Source organism: Lactobacillus sp. B4015 (assembly GCF_026536055.1).
Lineage (GTDB): Bacteria > Bacillota > Bacilli > Lactobacillales > Lactobacillaceae > Lactobacillus > Lactobacillus panisapium.
This window is the reverse complement of record NZ_JAFNOY010000001.1, coordinates 309,290-327,290: the sequence shown is the minus strand read 5'-3', so window position 1 is coordinate 327,290 and position 18,001 is coordinate 309,290. Positions and strand designations below refer to the sequence as shown.

16 protein-coding genes, 1 tRNA gene and 1 riboswitch are annotated in these 18,001 nt (G+C 39.1%); of the genes, 14 read left to right on the top strand and 3 right to left on the bottom strand.

All coding sequences use genetic code 11. The features are described from left to right. Positions 1-51: 51 nt before the first annotated feature. Both J3U71_RS01620 and J3U71_RS01615 read right to left on the bottom strand, forming a co-directional pair. Positions 52-122, bottom strand: a tRNA-Gly gene (locus J3U71_RS01620). A 98-nt stretch (positions 123-220) separates the two neighbouring features. Next, on the bottom strand, positions 221-826 hold the full coding sequence (locus tag J3U71_RS01615) for an SOS response-associated peptidase family protein (protein WP_220268510.1): 606 nt from the start codon (positions 824-826) through the stop codon (positions 221-223). A gap of 96 nt (positions 827-922) precedes the next feature. Between J3U71_RS01615 and trpS the strand changes: the two genes are divergently transcribed. The 14 genes from trpS to J3U71_RS01545 all read left to right on the top strand — a co-directional run bounded on the left by trpS (position 923) and on the right by J3U71_RS01545 (position 16,879). Further along, positions 923-1,942, top strand: a complete 1,020-nt coding sequence (gene trpS / locus J3U71_RS01610; protein ID WP_103752262.1) for a tryptophan--tRNA ligase — start codon at positions 923-925, stop codon at positions 1,940-1,942. A gap of 4 nt (positions 1,943-1,946) precedes the next feature. Then, positions 1,947-2,426: a deoxycytidylate deaminase gene (locus J3U71_RS01605; protein WP_103752263.1), complete on the top strand. Its 480-nt coding sequence runs from the start codon at positions 1,947-1,949 to the stop codon at positions 2,424-2,426. After that, entirely contained in the window at positions 2,356-3,012 is a 657-nt protein-coding gene (locus tag J3U71_RS01600) for a TPM domain-containing protein (RefSeq protein WP_267392433.1), read from the top strand. The genes J3U71_RS01605 and J3U71_RS01600 overlap by 71 nt, the downstream gene beginning before the upstream one ends. 63 nt (positions 3,013-3,075) lie before the next feature. Then, positions 3,076-3,240: riboswitch (M-box (ykoK) riboswitch) on the top strand. Between the two features lie 87 nt (positions 3,241-3,327). After that, positions 3,328-6,021: a magnesium-translocating P-type ATPase gene (gene mgtA / locus J3U71_RS01595; RefSeq protein ID WP_374106523.1), complete on the top strand. Its 2,694-nt coding sequence runs from the start codon at positions 3,328-3,330 to the stop codon at positions 6,019-6,021. A 297-nt stretch (positions 6,022-6,318) separates the two neighbouring features. Then, positions 6,319-8,295 (top strand): methionine--tRNA ligase, encoded by a 1,977-nt coding sequence (gene metG / locus J3U71_RS01590; RefSeq protein ID WP_267392432.1) that lies wholly within the window; start codon positions 6,319-6,321, stop codon positions 8,293-8,295. Then, positions 8,295-9,062 (top strand): TatD family hydrolase, encoded by a 768-nt coding sequence (locus J3U71_RS01585; RefSeq protein ID WP_267392431.1) that lies wholly within the window; start codon positions 8,295-8,297, stop codon positions 9,060-9,062. The genes metG and J3U71_RS01585 overlap by 1 nt, the downstream gene beginning before the upstream one ends. After that, positions 9,049-9,621 carry a ribonuclease M5 gene (gene rnmV / locus J3U71_RS01580; protein WP_220268506.1) on the top strand — a complete coding sequence of 191 codons (573 nt, stop codon included), beginning with the start codon at positions 9,049-9,051 and terminating at the stop codon, positions 9,619-9,621. The genes J3U71_RS01585 and rnmV overlap by 14 nt, the downstream gene beginning before the upstream one ends. Then, on the top strand, positions 9,614-10,501 hold the full coding sequence (rsmA, locus tag J3U71_RS01575) for a 16S rRNA (adenine(1518)-N(6)/adenine(1519)-N(6))-dimethyltransferase RsmA (RefSeq protein WP_267392429.1): 888 nt from the start codon (positions 9,614-9,616) through the stop codon (positions 10,499-10,501). The genes rnmV and rsmA overlap by 8 nt, the downstream gene beginning before the upstream one ends. Positions 10,502-10,586: 85 nt before the next feature. Continuing rightward, positions 10,587-10,832: a Veg family protein gene (locus J3U71_RS01570; protein ID WP_103752268.1), complete on the top strand. Its 246-nt coding sequence runs from the start codon at positions 10,587-10,589 to the stop codon at positions 10,830-10,832. Between the two features lie 119 nt (positions 10,833-10,951). Beyond that, positions 10,952-11,782: a pur operon repressor gene (gene purR / locus J3U71_RS01565; RefSeq protein ID WP_103752269.1), complete on the top strand. Its 831-nt coding sequence runs from the start codon at positions 10,952-10,954 to the stop codon at positions 11,780-11,782. Positions 11,783-11,840: 58 nt separating this feature from the next. After that, positions 11,841-13,226 carry a bifunctional UDP-N-acetylglucosamine diphosphorylase/glucosamine-1-phosphate N-acetyltransferase GlmU gene (glmU, locus tag J3U71_RS01560; protein ID WP_267392428.1) on the top strand — a complete coding sequence of 462 codons (1,386 nt, stop codon included), beginning with the start codon at positions 11,841-11,843 and terminating at the stop codon, positions 13,224-13,226. 96 nt (positions 13,227-13,322) lie between these two features. Continuing rightward, positions 13,323-14,666: an MFS transporter gene (locus tag J3U71_RS01555; RefSeq protein ID WP_220220170.1), complete on the top strand. Its 1,344-nt coding sequence runs from the start codon at positions 13,323-13,325 to the stop codon at positions 14,664-14,666. A 181-nt stretch (positions 14,667-14,847) separates the two neighbouring features. Next, complete coding sequence (locus tag J3U71_RS01550) at positions 14,848-16,398, top strand: SLAP domain-containing protein (protein WP_220268503.1); 1,551 nt, start codon at positions 14,848-14,850, stop codon at positions 16,396-16,398. Positions 16,399-16,486: 88 nt separating this feature from the next. After that, positions 16,487-16,879 (top strand): nuclear transport factor 2 family protein, encoded by a 393-nt coding sequence (locus tag J3U71_RS01545; RefSeq protein ID WP_220268502.1) that lies wholly within the window; start codon positions 16,487-16,489, stop codon positions 16,877-16,879. A 146-nt stretch (positions 16,880-17,025) separates the two neighbouring features. Here the strand turns inward: J3U71_RS01545 and J3U71_RS01540 are convergent, their stop codons facing one another. Further along, positions 17,026-17,979, bottom strand: a complete 954-nt coding sequence (locus J3U71_RS01540) for an aldo/keto reductase (protein WP_267392426.1) — start codon at positions 17,977-17,979, stop codon at positions 17,026-17,028. Between the last annotated feature and the right edge of the window lie 22 nt (positions 17,980-18,001).

Below are 18,001 nucleotides of genomic sequence, written 5' to 3'. Positions count from 1 at the left end.
TTATGAACAACAAAAAAGGCAATGATGTTTAAATCATTGCCTTTTAATTTAAGCGGATAGCGTGAATCGAACCCGCATCTTCAGCTTGGGAAGCTAACGTTCTACCATTAAACTATACCCGCATTACTGAATAAGTTTACCATTTTTTAGCGGTAAAACCAAGCTTTGTTTTTGGTCTAATGCAAGAAGTTAGCTTTAAGTGTAGTTGGGTAAGCAAAATTTACTTTCGGTTGGGGACTTTGGCGGAAGTTAAGCTTATTTGCTTGCGATCAACTAAGCTAGAAAAGTCCTGAAAAAGCCACTGGCGCAGTTCATTAGGTGTAATGATTAGCGGCATGCGGTCATGTACCGGCGCCATAACAGAATTTGGCTTAGTAGTTGCCATTGAAAAATAATCATTTTGATAAATCCCGGCGATTAAAGTTAATGGTTCATCTGGATTATGAAAGGTAAACCGTTCGTGATACTGGTGTTTGTTGGTGGCAGTGTAAGTTTTACGCCCAGATTCGAAGAACTGATTAGCAATGATGATGCACCTTGACTTAGCAAAGGAAGAATCCCACATCGACCGCTTTTTTTCGAAGAAGCGCTCAATGCGAGCGTTAAAAACAACCTTTTTGTGGTCAAATGGACTGGGATAGCCCCAGGTTTTAGGGACCAGCTCCAAGCGATTATCTTGATAAAGCAGCACTGGCGCAATCCCTTTAGGAAAAACGCTACAGTTTTCAGGAAAGTCAAATGATGGTTCTTCTAAAGGTAAATGAAGGTCACTAACTAAATACTTTTTGGTATCTGCCAAACTTGGCAGTTGAAATTGATTGCACATTTTATCCTCCATATTTAATCATTGCTTAATTTTTGGTAGAATTAACTGTAATTATCACACTAAAGCAGGTTTTATTTTTAGGAAAGGTTAAAGACAATGAATAAAAAAGTTATCCTTACAGGTGACCGCCCAACGGGAAAGTTGCACGTAGGTCATTATATTGGTTCGTTGAAAAACCGCGTGCTGCTACAAAATTCAGGTGAGTATCATCCGTATATTATGATTGCCGATACGCAGGCGTTAACTGATAACGCTCGTGATCCTGAAAAAATTCGGGCTAGTCTAATCCAAGTTGCCCTGGATTATCTGGCTGTGGGGATTAATCCTGAAATTTCAACTATTTTTGTTCAGTCTCAGATTTCTGCCTTATTCGAGCTTACTGCTTATTATATGGACTTAGTGACTGTTAGTCGCCTAGAACGCAACCCAACAGTTAAGGCCGAAATTAAGCAAAAAGGCTTTAACGATTCAATTCCAGTCGGATTTTTGAACTATCCAGTTTCACAAGCAGCCGATATAACTGCTTTTAAAGCAACACTTGTACCGGTGGGAGACGACCAAGAACCAATGCTTGAACAGGCACGAGAAATTGTCCGCACCTTTAATCGGGTATATCACTGCAATGTTTTGGTTGAACCGGAAGGTTACTTCCCAGAAAAAGGCCAGGGTCGGTTGCCAGGGCTGGACGGCAATGCAAAAATGTCGAAATCTTTGGGTAATGCAATTTATTTATCGGATGACGCTGCAACAGTTCAGAAAAAAGTGATGTCGATGTATACTGATCCTGATCATATTCATGTCGAAGATCCAGGTAAGGTAGAAGGCAATACTGTATTTACTTATCTTGATATTTTTGATCCTGACAAGAATAAAGTAGCAGAATTAAAGGAAGAATACCAAAAAGGCGGCTTGGGTGACGTTAAAATTAAGCGCTATTTAAATACCGTTTTAGAAAATGAGCTGGAGCCAATTCGTCAGCGTCGCGCACGCTACGAGCAAAATCAGGATGAAGTTTACGAAATGCTGATTGAAGGCTCGAAAAAAGCTAATGAGGTTGCCAATCAGACTTTAGATGAAGTTCGTGATGCAATCGGTTTGAATTACTTTAAGAGGTAAAAAAATGCACAACCGGATTCCCTGGAAGCAGTATTTTATGATGCAGGCACTAGTAATTGCCCAGCGCTCAACTTGTGACCGTGCTCTTGTTGGCAGCGTTTTGGTCAAGGATAATCGGATTATCGGGACGGGTTATAACGGTTCGGTTACCGGTGAGCCCCATTGCGATGATGTCGGTCACCAGCTCGTTGATGGGCACTGCGTAAGAACGATTCATTCCGAGATGAATTCGCTGATTCAATGTGCGCGCAATGGTGTTTCAACTGATAACACAGAAATTTATGTAACACACTTTCCTTGCTATAATTGTGCTAAGGCTCTTGTTCAAGCGGGTATTAAACGAATCAATTATTATTTTGATTATCATGATAGTCCGCTGGCAATTGCACTATTTAAAGATTGTGGGGTTCCTTATGAACAAATTAAAATTGACCGTAAATATGTGGAGCAATTGGCACATAAATTGGAGGAAGCTGAGAACTAAGCTGACTTTGCTAACAGCTTTACTAGGCATTTTTCTCACGATGACTGCTTTTTCTAACCCATATGTTCACGATAATGGGCACTTATTAGAAAAGAAAACGAGTAAGCTGATTAAGGAAAAAAATGATCGCTACCTGCAAACAAGCGAGCAACCAGTAATCATTGTAAAAACGGTCAATCGGGTTGACCATTTAACACCCAAAAAGTTAAACAAATATAAGCGGACAGTTTTTATTGTTGTAGGTAGTGCCAATAAGAAACGTAATGTACAAATCTATTCAAGTAAAGATTTGCACGGTGCTTTTACGGCTGATGTTAGGGGAACGATTATCCGCTCGCAGTCTAACCAATTGCGAAGTAATAACAAAAAAGAATTTAACCGTGGATTGCGCTTTGTCTTTCGTGCCTGTGCGACCACGATCGATCAGCGCTACCAGTACGCGTTAGATAAATATGATCTTTCAAGTGAAGAGCGAGCTCAACTGTCACATCCTCGTCGACTTGCCTTACCAATTGCGCTTTGTCTAGTTATAGTAATTGGCGGCTTAATGTACTTCTTTAGAAATAACCTGCATTTGAAAAAATAAGTAAAAAGGTTGACTTAATGCGCAGTTTTGTATTACACTCACAATGCAAATTAAATAAGTAAACAAATAAACTGTTAGGTGAGACTCCTACGTGAACATATGCTATCGCCCGGAAACATCCAGAGATGCCAACGAGTTAAATAGTTTCCGTCGACATAAGGCGGTAACCAGATAGCTAGCTATAGGCTTACGTTGCGTAGTGTTAAAACTGAACGACGAGTATAATGATACCTTGTTTAAAAGGGGGTCACCAGCGGCAGCTTAGGTGGGTCCCTTTTTGGTTTGTTTGCGTTTTTGGAAAAAGAGAGAGTGAGAATGATGCTGAGAAAACCAAGTGAGACAACCAGCAACAAAGATCTAGCATTGGTCAAAGCAATTGCTAATGAAGGCAGATCAGAGACCTTAGCAAGACTGCATGCTAGCAGTAATGGTTTATCCACAAGGCAGGCAGAAAAAAATCGCGCGGAATATGGGGCAAATACGATTGCGTCCAATAAGCATAATTCTAAGTTACGTTTCTTAGCGGAAGCATTTATTACGCCGTTTACATTAGTACTGCTGGTCTTAGCGACCCTGTCGCTATTTACGGATTACATCTTTGTTCCTGCTGGTGAAAAAGATTTAACAACTGTTGCCATTATGCTAATAATGGTATTCATTTCTGGGATTACAAGTTTTATTCAAAATGTCAGGTCTTCAAATGCGGTTGATTCATTATTGAAGATGGTTTCCGTAACAACTGACATTATCAGAGACGGTAAAGACCAGGAAATTGATACCAGTGAAGTGGTAGTAGGAGACGTCATTCGTCTGGCTGCTGGTGATATGGTGCCAGCAGATATGCGCTTGTTGTCAAGCAAAGACCTCTTTTGCTCCTCAAGTTCTCTTAACGGTGAATCTAATCCGGTTGAGAAAATTGCGACTAAAAAGCCCAAGATTGGTGCTGACCGTGACTACCTGGATTATCCTAATATTCTTTATGAGGGGACGACAATTGTTTCGGGTTCAGGCTTGGGTGTCGTGTTTGCGACGGGCGAACGAACCATGTTTGGTAAGCTTGCTCATGATATTTCACACCACGATGTTAAAAATACTGCCTTTGATGTTGGGATTAAAAATGTCTCCAAGCTGTTAATTATTATGACGGCAATTATTGCCCCGCTTGTTTTTATTATTAACGGTTTGACTAAGGGCGATTGGGTTAACGCACTGATTTTCTCAATTGCAACCGCTGTTGGTTTAACGCCAGAGATGCTGCCCGTTATTGTGACGACTAACCTTGTTAAGGGTTCAATCGAAATGTCGAAAAAAGGCACAATCGTCAAAAAGATGAATTCAATCCAAAACTTCGGTTCAGCTGATATCCTATGTACGGATAAAACTGGAACTTTGACGCAGGACAAAGTTGTTTTGGAGCGGCATTATGACTTAAATTTACACGAAAATTCCACTATTTTGGAACTGGGGTACCTCAATTCTTACTACCAAACGGGGATGAAAAATCTAATTGATAAGGCCATCATTGAAGCTGCTGGTGATGAGCTTGATATCAATGAAATTCAGCGTGATTATAACAAAATTGATGAGATTCCATTTGACTTCTCTCGTAGAAGAATGAGCGTTGTTGTGGAAAATTCTGACCGTGAGCACGGCGAACACCTACTTGTGACTAAAGGTGCGTCCGAGGAAATGATTGCTGTTTCCACTAAGATCGAGGTTGACGGACAGATTTTGCCATTAACACCTGAACGCAAGCAGAAAGTAATGGCAAAAGTCAATGACATGAATGATGACGGCTTACGGGTAATTATGCTTGCTTATAAGCGTAATCCTGCTCCAGTAGGCGAATTCTCAGTCAAAGATGAAAGCGACTTAATCCTTTGTGGTTTCTTAGCATTCCTTGATCCACCTAAGGAAAGTGCTAAAGATGCTTTAGCTAGACTTAAAAAAGATGGGATTACCGTTAAGATTTTAACTGGTGATAATGAAGCCGTTACAAGAACTGTGGGCCTGCAAGTGGGGCTCAATGTCGACACGGTTTATTCCGGAGCTGATTTAGAAGGCAAAAAGCCAGAAGAATTAGCTAAGATGGTAGAAGAATGCAATATCTTTGTTAAGTTATCACCAGAAGATAAAACCAATATTATTAACTTGCTCAAGCAAAATGGTCATACTGTCGGTTATATGGGAGACGGTATCAATGACGCGCCAGCAATGAAGGCGGCTGATGTATCGATTTCTGTGGATACTGCGGTGGATATTGCTAAGGAATCCGCTGATATTATTTTGCTGCATAAAGACTTAAATGTGCTGGAAACCGGAGTAAGAATCGGGCGCAAAGTATTTGGCAATACGATGAAATACATTAAGATAACTTTATCTTCCAATTTCGGTAATATTTTATCAATCATGGTGGCTTCGTCATTCTTGCCATTTTTGCCAATGTTGCCATTACAGTTACTAGTTTTAGATTTGCTTTACGGCACAAGCTGCTTGTCGTTACCATTTGATGACATGTCAAATGAATTTTTAAGTGAGCCGCGTAGTTGGTCGACGAAAAAATTGCCTAAATTTATGTTTTATTTTGGACCAACATCATCAATATTTGATATTTTGACTTTTGGCTTACTCTTCTTTGTGATTTGTCCACACCTTGTTGGTGGCAGCTATCAAACGCTTAATCCAGCACAGCAAGCTGCCTTTATTGCATTGTTCCACACTGGTTGGTTTATTGAATCACTGTGGACGCAAGAGATGGTTATTCATGCATTGCGGGACCCACGCTTGCCGTTTATTGGTCAACATGCTGCACCTGGCGTAACGCTAGCAACTTTTGGCGCCGGCGTCATTGGGACACTAATTCCGTTTTCATTTCTTGCAAATAAATTGGGCTTTGGCAAAATGCCCGTCAGCTTTATTTGGGTAGTTTTGGCAATTCTTGTTCTTTACATCCTGTTAACAACGATTGTTAAGCATTTCTACCTTAAAAACGAAAAGTTTTTAATCTAAAGCTATACTTACCTAAAAGAGCCTTTAGTTACAGGGGATTTAATATTTAGTCCTATGTCTTAGTGGTAAAGAAGCGCACTTTTTAATTAAAGAATTTTCAGGTTATTTCTTAAAGCTGCGTCTTCCAAGCGCAGCGAGCTTGTTAGGACCAAGTACTAAGCAAAAGTGAAAAAAGTAAGCTATTTTAAGCAAATTACGTTATGAAATAGTAAAAAAGAGAACTCCGTAAGGAATTCTCTTTTTTATTGATGTAGTATAATATAATGAAATTAAACGAATCTTAAGGAGAAAATGAACATGGCTGATAAAAAAACTTTTTATATTACAACCCCAATCTACTATCCGTCTGGTCGTCTAACAATTGGTAATGCATACACAACAATTGCGGCTGATGTAATGGCACGCTACAAGCGTAGTCAGGGTTACGATACTTTCTTTTTAACTGGTACCGATGAACACGGCTTAAAAATTGAACAAAAAGCTGAAAAACAAGGTATTAAACCCCAAGAGTTTGTCGACAAGATGGTTAAAACATACAAAAAGTTATGGAAAAGCCTAGATATCTCATATGACAAATTTATTCGAACTACTGACGAAGAGCACGTTAAGGGTGTCCAAAAGATTTTTGAACAGCTTTTAAAGCAAGGTGATATTTATCTTGGTGAATACACTGGCTGGTATTCAGTTGAAGATGAAGAATACTTTACAGAATCGCAATTGGCCGAAGTCTATAAAGATGACACAGGCAATGTAATTGGTGGTAAGGCACCATCTGGCCATGAAGTGCAATTAGTTAAAGAGCCATCATATTTCTTCAAGATGAGCAAGTACGCTGATAGACTTTACCAGTATTATCAAGATCATCCTGATTTCATTTTGCCTCATTCACGTGAAAAGGAAATGGTTAATAACTTTATTAAACCTGGACTTGAGGATCTTTCCGTCACGCGGACAACTGTTTCTTGGGGAATTCCTGTGCCAAGTGATCCTAAGCACGTGGTTTATGTTTGGATTGACGCATTGTCCAACTATATTACTGCATTGGGGTATGGCTCTGATGACGATTCTTTATTTAAGAAGTATTGGCCTGCAGATGTTCATCTTGTAGGTAAAGAAATTGTTCGTTTCCATACAATCTACTGGCCAATTATGTTAATGGCATTGGGATTGCCACTACCAAAGCATATTATTGGTCATGGCTGGGTATTGATGAAAGACGGTAAAATGTCCAAGTCTAAGGGCAATGCCGTTTATCCAGAATCAATTATTAACCGGTATGGCGTTGACGCTTTGCGCTACTACTTAATGCGCGCGTTGCCATTTGGTGCAGATGGTGTCTTTACTCCAGAAGATTTTGTTGAGAGAGTTAACTATGATTTAGCTAATGATTTGGGCAACTTGTTAAATAGAACAGTATCTATGATTAATCAGTATCAAGACGGCAAAGTCAGCCCAATTGCATCAGAGCAAGATGAATTAGGTCAAGATCTAACTGAAGTTGCTAACAGCGTAATCACTGATTATCTGAAGAAAATGGATACACTTCACTTCACTCAAGCCATTGAAGATATCTGGCAGCTAGTTAGTCGCGCTAATAAATATATCGATGAAACAATGCCTTGGGCTTTGAATAAAGAAGGTAAAAAGGACGACTTGGCGCGTGTAATGACCAATCTGGCTGAGAGCTTGCGGATTATTGCGTTATTAATTGCGCCAATTATGACCAGAACACCAGTAGAAATGTTTAAGCAACTTGGTCTTGACTGGAATAATGAGGACCAAAAGAAGCTTAGCTTTGGTGATTTTGACTGGAACGTGCAAGTTACAGAAAAGCCAGAACCAATTTATCCACGCTTAAAACCTGAAGAGGAAATTAAGTATATTCAAGATGAAATGGCAAAAGCAAAGCCAAAAAAGCAAAGCCGGAGTGAAAAAGAAGAAGGCCCAGAAATCACGATTGATGATTTTGATAAAGTTAAGATTCAAGTTGGTAAAATTTTAGCAGTTGAGCCAGTTCAAGGTTCAAGCAAATTGCTACAATTCCAATTAGATTTTGGTAATGGTGATGAGCGGCAAATTCTTAGCGGCATTCGGAAATATTACCCTAATGCAAGTGAATTATTAGGTAAAAAAGTTTTAGCTGTGACTAATTTAAAACCACGCAAGATGTTAGGCCATCTAAGCCAAGGAATGTTGCTTTCAAGCGAAAAGAATGGTCAAGTCAAATTGGCACTAGTTGGCGATGAACATGAAATTGGGGCAGATTTAGCTTAATGGAATTAATTGATAACCATACGCATTTACAGGATGAACCTTTTCGGGGAAAAGAAGAATTTTACCTTGATCGTGCACAAAAGTTAGGTGTAACTAAACTAATTTGTGTTGGGCAAGATCCGGATTTTAATAAGCGTGCGATTGAACTTAGTCAGCGCTTTAGCCAAGTGTATGCAATGGTGGGGTACTGCCCCGATGTAGCTAAGGATTACAATCAAGAAGCTGAAAACCAATTAATCGAGCAGCTGCAAATACCTGGTGTTGTTGCAATGGGAGAAATCGGTCTTGATTATTATTGGGATGAATCACCGCGCCAAAAGCAGCGTGAAGTGTTTGCTCGTCAAATTGAGGTTGCCCACGAATTGAAGAAGCCCGTAGACATCCATACAAGGGATGCGTTTGCTGATTGTTATGATATTTTAAAAAATAGCAATCTGGAATACGGTGCAGTCCTCCATAGCTTTAACGGCGATTCATCGTGGCTAGCAAAGTTTTTGGACTTGAATGTTTGTTTCTCATATTCGGGTGTTGTTTCGTTTACCAAGGCAACCGAGGTTCATGAGGCGGCCAAAAATACGCCGCTCGACCGTTTGCTGGTAGAAACCGATGCACCATTTCTAACGCCTAAGCCTTACCGTGGCCGTCAAAACGAGCCGGGTAATGTCTACTATGTAGCAAAAGCAATTGCGCAGCTTAAAAATATTTCGTTAGAAGAAGTTGCAGAAGCCACGTATACAAATACAATGAGGGTTTATGGTCTTAAATAAAAAACAATTTAATGCTGTTGTGGTCGTTGAGGGCAAAGATGATACGATTCGCTTAAACCAATTTTTTCCTGGGATTGAAACAATTGAAACCAACGGTTCGGATGTTCCTGAGGCGGTTTTAACAGAACTGAAGGAATTGGCAAAAAAGCGTGAAATTATTGTGCTAACTGACCCGGATCTCAACGGTGAACGAATTCGGCGGTTAGTGACAGAGGCTGTCCCTAATGCTAAGCAGGCGTTTATCACACGCAAAGAAGGAGAACCGACTAAGCATGGCCGCGGTAATTCATTGGGGGTAGAGCATGCTTCAAAACAGGCACTCGTGAAGGCCTTGCAGGACTTACATGAAAGCCAAGCTTTACCAAGTGACTTAACTAAAAGCGATTACCAAAGGCTGGGACTGTCCAGTGGTGTAGATTCTCGCAAATTACGAGAGCAAGTCGGCATAAAATTGCGGGTTGGCTATGGCAATGCCAAGCAGTTTTATAAAAGGCTGCATACCTTTGGTGTGACACTTGCAGAACTTGAGCAGGCAGTTAAGGAGGCAAAAAATGAATAACGAAATTCCAATTGGCTCGTTTGTCAGGACTCAAGCAATTATTAACCGTTATTTCGTCCATGCAAAGAAAAATCTTGGTCAAAACTTTCTGGTTGATTTAGATGCTATTCAGGGCATTGTTCAAGCGGCTGAAATAAAACCTGATGATCAAGTAATTGAAATTGGGCCAGGCATTGGTTCGTTGACGGAACAATTATTGTTAGCAGGCGCGAAAGTTTTTGCTTATGAAGTTGACGAGAGCTTGCCTGAAATTTTGCATAATGAGTTACCAGCCAAAGTTAATGGCGCATTGTTGCAGGACCGTTTCAAACTGTTATTAAAAGATATTCTGAAAGCAGATTTTGCTAAGGATCTAAGTGGCTTTTTTGATATGAATAAACCAATCAAAGTAGTCGCAAATTTACCGTACTATATAACAACTCCAATTATTTTCTTTTTAAATCAATCAGACTTAAACTTCACTAGTTTAACCTTAATGATGCAGCAGGAAGTAGCCGAGCGTCTTGGCGCTCAGCCCAATAGCAAGGAGTACGGACCACTAACAATAGCTGTTCAAACGCAGATGAGTGTTCGGAATGCTTTAACTGTTAGAAGCAGTTCGTTTATTCCACGTCCGAAGGTTAATTCCTGCGTTGTAGTGCTTAAGCCTTTAGCAGATAAGCCAGATGTTGGCGATGTTAAACACTTTAATTGGGTAGTAAAAATGTGTTTTGCTCAAAGACGAAAAACATTAAACAATAACTTGAAAAATTTGGTATCTGATAGTGACGAACGTGCCCGAATTATTGCTGCTATTGGAGTAGAGCCACGCATCAGGCCCGAACAATTACAAATTGCCCAATTTATTCAATTGGCAAAGGAAATCCCGGCTGCTGATTGATGAAAGCGACCTTGGGCTGCTCTTAAAAAGAATTGAAAAAATAATAATATTGTGGTAAAATAAGCTCCTAAAGGAGTTGTTATCAGTGCCAACATCTATTACTACCATAAAGCAGAAATTAGATTCACATTTAGGAGATTCTTTAACTGTTGTTGCAAGAGCAGGACGTAAGAAGGTTACCAAGAGACGCGGTGTATTAAAGGAAACATTTCCAGCAGTTTTTGTAGTCGATTTAGACCAAGATCAAAATAACTTTGAACATGTTTCTTACAGTTACACGGATTTGTTAACCAAAAATATTACATTAAAATTTGATGATTCAGCTGAATAAATCAAGTTAGGGTGAAAAAATAATTTTTTGGCATTAACATTGAAAAATGTTAGTGTCTTTTTTTGTGGTTCAGTGTATAGTAGAAACATGTAAAAAACAAACATTGGGGAGGAGATTTTATGAAACGTTCAGAGCGATTAGTTGACATGACTAAATATTTAATGGAGCGACCACACGACTTAATTCCATTACCGTTTTTTGCCAAACGTTATGGTGCCGCTAAATCATCCATTTCTGAAGACTTGGCAATTTTAAAGCATACTTTAGCTGATAACCAGGATGGAATCTTAGAAACTGTAGCAGGTGCTGCTGGTGGTGTCCGCTATGTTCCATTTTGGGGTAAAAAGCATGCGCAACATTACCTGCAGGATTTGGCAACGCGAATTGAGGATCCAGAACGTATTTTAGCTGGAGGCTTTGTTTATCTTTCTGATATTCTGGGCAATCCCCAAGACCTTGAAAAAATTGGCAAGCTGATTGCAACGCGTTACGCTTATGCCGATATAGATGTGGTAATGACAATTGAAACTAAAGGGATTTCACTTGCTCAGGCTGTCGCTCGTTATTTGAACGTTCCGTTTATTATCGCGCGTAAACGCTCGAAGGTGACAGAAGGAGCCACCGTTTCGGTTAATTATATTTCTTCTTCTCTGGATCGCGTGTCTAAAATGGAGTTGCCAACAAGGGTTTTGAAAGAAAACTCAAATGTTTTATTAGTCGATGACTTTATGATGGCTGGTGGTACGCTAACAGGAATGCAGCAACTAGTTAGAGAATTTAACAGTAATATTGCTGGTGTTTGTGTACTATGTGAAGCCGATTTTGAAGATGAAAAACTAATAGAGGGGCATCTTTCTTTAGTTAAAATAAAGCGAGTTGACGGTAAAAAGAAAGTAATCCTGGCCGAACCGGGCACACTTATAGCACATACGGACTTTAACCGCTTTTAGGATAAATGTTATACTAAAAAGTAAAGAATTAATCTGAGAATAAAAGAGGCTAAAAGTAATGAAAAAGTTTGTAGTTGTTCTTGCAGCTGGTAAAGGTACAAGGATGAAGTCCCGCCTTTACAAAGTCTTGCACCAAGTATGTGGTAAATCAATGGTTGAATACGTTGTTCAAGCAGCCCAAGCGATTAAGCCTGACAAAATTGTGACGGTCGTTGGTAATGGTGCTCAGGAAGTTGAAAAAGTGCTTGCTGGCAAATCCGAATTCGCTTTACAGAAAAAGCAGTTGGGTACTGGTGACGCCGTTTTAACTGCCGAAAAAGAACTGGCTGATAAAGATGGCGCTACTCTGGTAATTACGGGAGATACCCCGCTTTTTACCAGTGAAACCTTCCAAAAATTATTTGATTACCATCAGAACAAGGGTAATGCAGCTACAGTTTTAACAGCTCAGGCTCCTGATCCTTATGGCTATGGACGAATTATCCGTGATGATCAAGATAACGTGCTGCGAATTGTTGAGCAAAAAGATGGTAGCCCCGAAGATTTAAAGATCAAGGAAATTAACACTGGCGTTTTTTGTTTTGACAATAAACTACTTTTTGATGCATTAAAGCATGTCAATAATCAGAATGCTCAGGGTGAATACTACCTGACTGATGTCTTGGAAATCTTGCGTAATGCTGGCCAAAGAATTGGTGCCTACAGGATGCGTGACTTTAGTGAAAGTATTGGTGTCAACGATCGGATTGCGCTGGCTCAAGCTACTAAAATTATGCAAAAGCGGATTAATCAAATGCACATGGAAAACGGTGTAACGTTTATTGATCCGGATACTGCTTATATTGATGCAGATGTTAAAATCGCTTGTGATACTGTCATTGAAGGTAATGTGGTTATCAAGGGTAATTCAGAAGTTGGCAGTGACTGTCTGATTACTTCTGGTTCAAGAATCACTGATTCTAAGATTGGCGATCATGTTACTGTAACTTCATCAACGATTGAGAATTCGGAAATGGCTGCTCATACTGATATCGGACCAAATTCTCATTTACGACCAAATTCACTTATTTGCAAGGGAGCACACATTGGCAACTTTGTGGAAATTAAAAATGCTGAAATTGGTGAAAACTCGAAGGTTGGTCATTTAACATATGTTGGCGACGCAACTTTAGGTAAAGACATTAATGTTGGCTGCGGTACGATTTTTGCTAATTACGATGGTGTTAAAAAGGACCATATTAATGTTGGTGACCGAGCATTTATCGGTTCAGGCTCAACTTTGATTGCGCCAGTAAATATTGCTGATCACGCTTTTGTAGCTGCGGATTCAACGATTACAAAGGATGTTAACAAGTACGACATGGCGATTGCTCGCGGTCGTCAAGTTAACAAAGCAGATTATTGGCACAAATTACCGTTGGCCGATGATCCAAATTGGAAATAACTATAATAGTTAAAGCTTTAGCAAAATTGCTAAAGCTTTTTTAGTTTTTTAAAATTTCTAAGAAAGTGCTATCATGAATAAAAAGGGAGTGAAAAAATGTTTAAATGGATCTTAAAACAACCTGACTCACAGAAAATTGTGCCACCTGAAAAGGTTGCAAGTACGTATAAGTGGCGGCAATTTGGCGTGCTGCTCGCAACTTGTATTGGCTATATTGGTTATTACATTATTCGTCTAGTATTTACAACCGAGCAAAATGATATTATGAAGGCCTATCATTTTTCCACGGCTAACATTGGCTTGATTTTATCCTGCTTTGGCATTGGCTACGGTGTGGCTAAGTTATTCATGGGCGTTTTTGCTGATAAATGCGATTCCAACCGCTACCTGATGGCAGGCCTGTTTTTGTCGGCAGTATTAAATATTTTCTTGGGCTCAACCAAAAACTTATATTTAATGATGCTCTTAATGTTTTTAATGGCCGTAACCCAAGGAATGGGTGCAGCGGCTTGTCAAAAAATGATTCAGCTTTGGTGGGGGCCAAGAATGCGGGGCACAATGTATTCGATCTGGTCTTCTGCCCACAATGCCGGTTCATTTATCTGCGTTGCCATAGTACAACTAGCGGTCTTTCTTTTTTCTGGCTCGATTCCTGCAGTTTTCTACACCGCCTCGGTTATTTCATTCATAATTTGCATCTTAATCCTGCTGTTAGGAGCTGATCGGCCAAAGGTAGTGGGCTTGCCAGATATTTCAACTTATACCGGTGACAAAGTCATCCTTGATAATGGCCAAGTTTCTACCTCCGATCAAACAGATTTAAGCATCACGCAAATTTTTATTAAATACATTCTGAAAAATAAGCTTGTTTGGGCGGTAACCTTAACATCAATGTCCTTATACCTTGTGCGCTACGGTATTCAAAGTTGGATTCCTTCTTATTTAGTTCAAAATAAGGGTTTTGATCCAGCAGCAGCCAAATGGGTAATTGGTATTTTTGAATTAGCTTCTGTGCCGGGCGTGATTATCATTGGTGCAATTTCTGACGCTTTAAAGGGTCGGCGGGCGACAGTTTCAATTGTCTGTGTAATTGGAATGCTGCTTTGTTTAACCTGCTACTTTTTCAGTAGCAATCACACTGTAATTATTATTGCCCTAATTATCATGGGTAACTTGATTTATGCCCCGCTGACGCTTGTTGGCTTAATGATCAATGAAGTTGTGCCAAAGTTTGCCGTTGGTGCTTCGACGGGATTCATGGGCTTTTTCCAGTACATTTTTGGCGAGACATTGGCGACAGCATTAATTGGTATTTTAGTTGATCATTTTGGCTGGATTGCCAGCAATACCGTGCTTTACGGTGCATCAATAGTAGCAGTGCTGTTTTTGCTTTATACTGCAATTAGTGAGCGGCAAATGCGTAAAAAAGCTGCTGAATAGTTTGTTCTTTTAGCAAAGTAAAGTATAATTATTACAAAAATTGGCGCAATAACTTTTGTTTTTAGTATTTAATTAAGAGTATTAAGAAAAGTTAAGTTATTACCAACTTGATTTATAAAATCTCTTTTTTAGTATACAATTACTGTATTGAGATTGTTTTTTAAAACGAGGTAGATAATAGATGAAACTAAGTCATAAGTTAATGATGGTATCGACTGCTGCACTGATTGGTGTTAGTCCAGTAATAAGTACTAGTCAAGCTGTAACTGTACAAGCTGCCAAAAAGGCAACGGCTAAGAAGAAAACTTCGAAAAAAGGCACAATTAAGTTAAGTCATAATGCATATGTTTATGACAAGGATGGAAAGCGCCTGAAGACTTACATGGGCAGTGCCAAGAATACTAAAATTGTTAAGGGCATTACCTTGAATTACCGTTCAAAGGTTACAATTTCTGGCAAGGACTACTATGACATTGGTAATGGTGCTTTTGTAAAAGCTGCTAACGTTGGCTATGTTGACGGCAAGAAAGTTGGTAAAACAACTCCAGCAGCAAATACAGCTGTAACAGGCAAGATTAAGCACAATGCTTATATCTATGATGCTAAGGGTAAGACCAATAAAAAGAAGATCAAGAAGGGTCAAACCGTAAGCTTTGACCAATCAATTCATATTGGCAAAAAGCTGTACTACAGAATTAGTGGTCAAGATAATCAATTTATCAAGGCAGCTAATGTTGGCAAGCTTTCTGGTAAGTTAAAGCCTGCTGATACTGATAACACACCAAGTGACAATCAAAATGACCCAACTGTTATTACATTGAGCCACAATGCCTACATCTATGATGGTGAAGGCCATTCAACTAAGAAATTGCTTAGAACTGGTCAACAAATTCAAGTTGATAAATTGCAATACATCGGAAGTAAATTATACTACCGGATTAGCGACAGCAATTATCCTGGTACTGATCAATGGGTTAAGAAGAATAATGTAGGTGTAATTACCGGTAAGCAATTAAAACCAGCAAATTCTAAGCCAGAACAAGATCCTAACTCTACTCTTGTAACTCTTGCTCGTGATGCTAATGTTTACAACGATAAAGGTGTTCTTCAAACTACCAAGACGTTTGCTAAGGGTCACACTGCTCGGGTAAGCGAACTGCGTTATATTTGGGTTGAAGCTGAAAATAAGGCTGTCTTGTTCTACAAGTTGCAAAGCGATAAGAATGGCTTTATTAAAGAAGACGATGTTAGCACAATCAGTGGTCAAAAACTGACGCCAGTGAATACACCGGAATCAGCTAAAAACGCCACTGTAAATGCTGCTGCCTCCGATAAAAAGGCTTTGCAAGATCTTTTAAACCAAGATGCAACGGTTAAGGCAAGTGACGCTTACAAGCTTTCAGCTAAGTCACTTCGCGATGCTTACGATGCTGCAATTACCACTGGTAACCAAATTAATTCTGCTGGTTCAACTATTGCGCAAGTTAATGATGCGGTAAGTAAAATTAATACTGCAAAAGCAGCTCTTAACGGTAAAAAAGTTGTAGTTGCTGATTTAAAGAACTTAACTAGTACTGAAGCTGACCAAATTGTGCAATTAATTGCAACTGTTAATGGGGTAGACAAGAGTGCTATTCAGTTTAGTAACAACAACACAGTTTTAACAATTACTAGTACAAATGGTTTCCAACAAGTTTTGAACATTTCTGATTATGCAACTACTAACAAGTAGTCACGTATAAAAATAGAAGGCGACGCCGAATAGGTGCCGCCTTTTTTCTAAGGTAAATTGCAGTAATAAATAAAAAAGGATATGCGCTATGACTAAAGAGCAGATTGTGAATGCAAAGGAGCAAATTATCAGAGATTATTTTGATTCCTGGGTTAAGAAAGATTTTTCCAAGCTTGATCAATGGTTTGAACAAGACATGTTCTACCGTGAGTGTTACGGAGCTACTTACCAAGGTCTAGCTGAACTTAAAGCATATATTAAAGTGGCGGCCCAGAAACAGACGGTCTTAAAGTGGACAATTTTTAAGATCGAACAAACCACCTCGGGTCAATTTGTTGTTACGTGGTTTTTCCAAGCAAGAGAGGAAAAGGAATACTGTTTTGATGGTGTGTCCCTGATCGATTTTTCTGGACTAAAGATCAAAAGGGTAGTGGAATATTCAACTGAACACAAAACTTATCGACCTTATCAAACCGAATAACAAAGAAAAGCATCCCTAAAATAAATTCGATTATGGATTGGGATGCTTTTTACTATCTTTTTTTGTTTCCTGAACTAATAATAATTTTGATTCAGAGAGTTAATTTTTTAAGAATTGATTATACAGTAGTTAACTAAAGCAACTTTTTAATTATCCAAAGCCTCAGCCATCTTTCTCATTCGTGCGAGATCATTTGGCTCAATTTTAATATTCATTGCTTTACTGTTTTCATCTAATTGATCAAGGGATGTAGATCCACTCAACACATTAACGTTTTCGCTTTGGTTAAGAACCCAGGCAATGGCTAAGTTAGCTAACGTACAATTGTACTTCTGGCATAAAGGTTGCCAAGCGTCAAGCATGTCATCAACTTTTACTAAATTTTCGGGTTTAAACCACTTTTTGCCATTTCGTGCAGAACCTTTAGGCGGTACATAGTCACGTGGCACTGAGCCTGATAAGATACCCATTGACAGTGGTGAGTAAGCTTCTAAAACAATATTATTTTCTTTGCAAAGTGGTAGCAAGTCTTTTTCAACTTCCCGATCAAGGATACTATAACGGCATTGTATAATATCAAGTTGACCGTATTTAAGATATTCTCGCACATCATTAGCGTTAACATTTGCCGCACCAATTCCGCGAATTATTCCCTTCTCCTTTAATTCCATCAAATATCTCATGGTTTCTGAAATTGGTGTTTTATAAGGCTCAACTGATTGCCAGTGAGTCATATAGACATCAATATAATCAGTTTGCAGTCTCTTTAATGTATCGAATAATTCCAAAGAAATTGATTCAGGAGACAAGTTTTTATATAAGGATCGTTCCCCAACTTTATTAAAGAAAGCCCCTTGTCTTTCCCAAGTTATTCCACATTTAGTAATAATAGTGTATTTCTCCCTATTTTCTTTGATAGCTTCTCCAACTAACTTCTCACTTTCGCCGAAATTATAACCTGGTGCAGTATCAATCAAATTAATACCATATTTTAATGCTCCCCTTATTGTCTCTATGGCTGATTGATGGTTGTTATAGTCTGTAAACGCTGGCCCTCCACCTAGTGCCCAAGTGCCTAATCCAATACGTGAAACTTGCATATTGTCTCCTAATTTCATATTT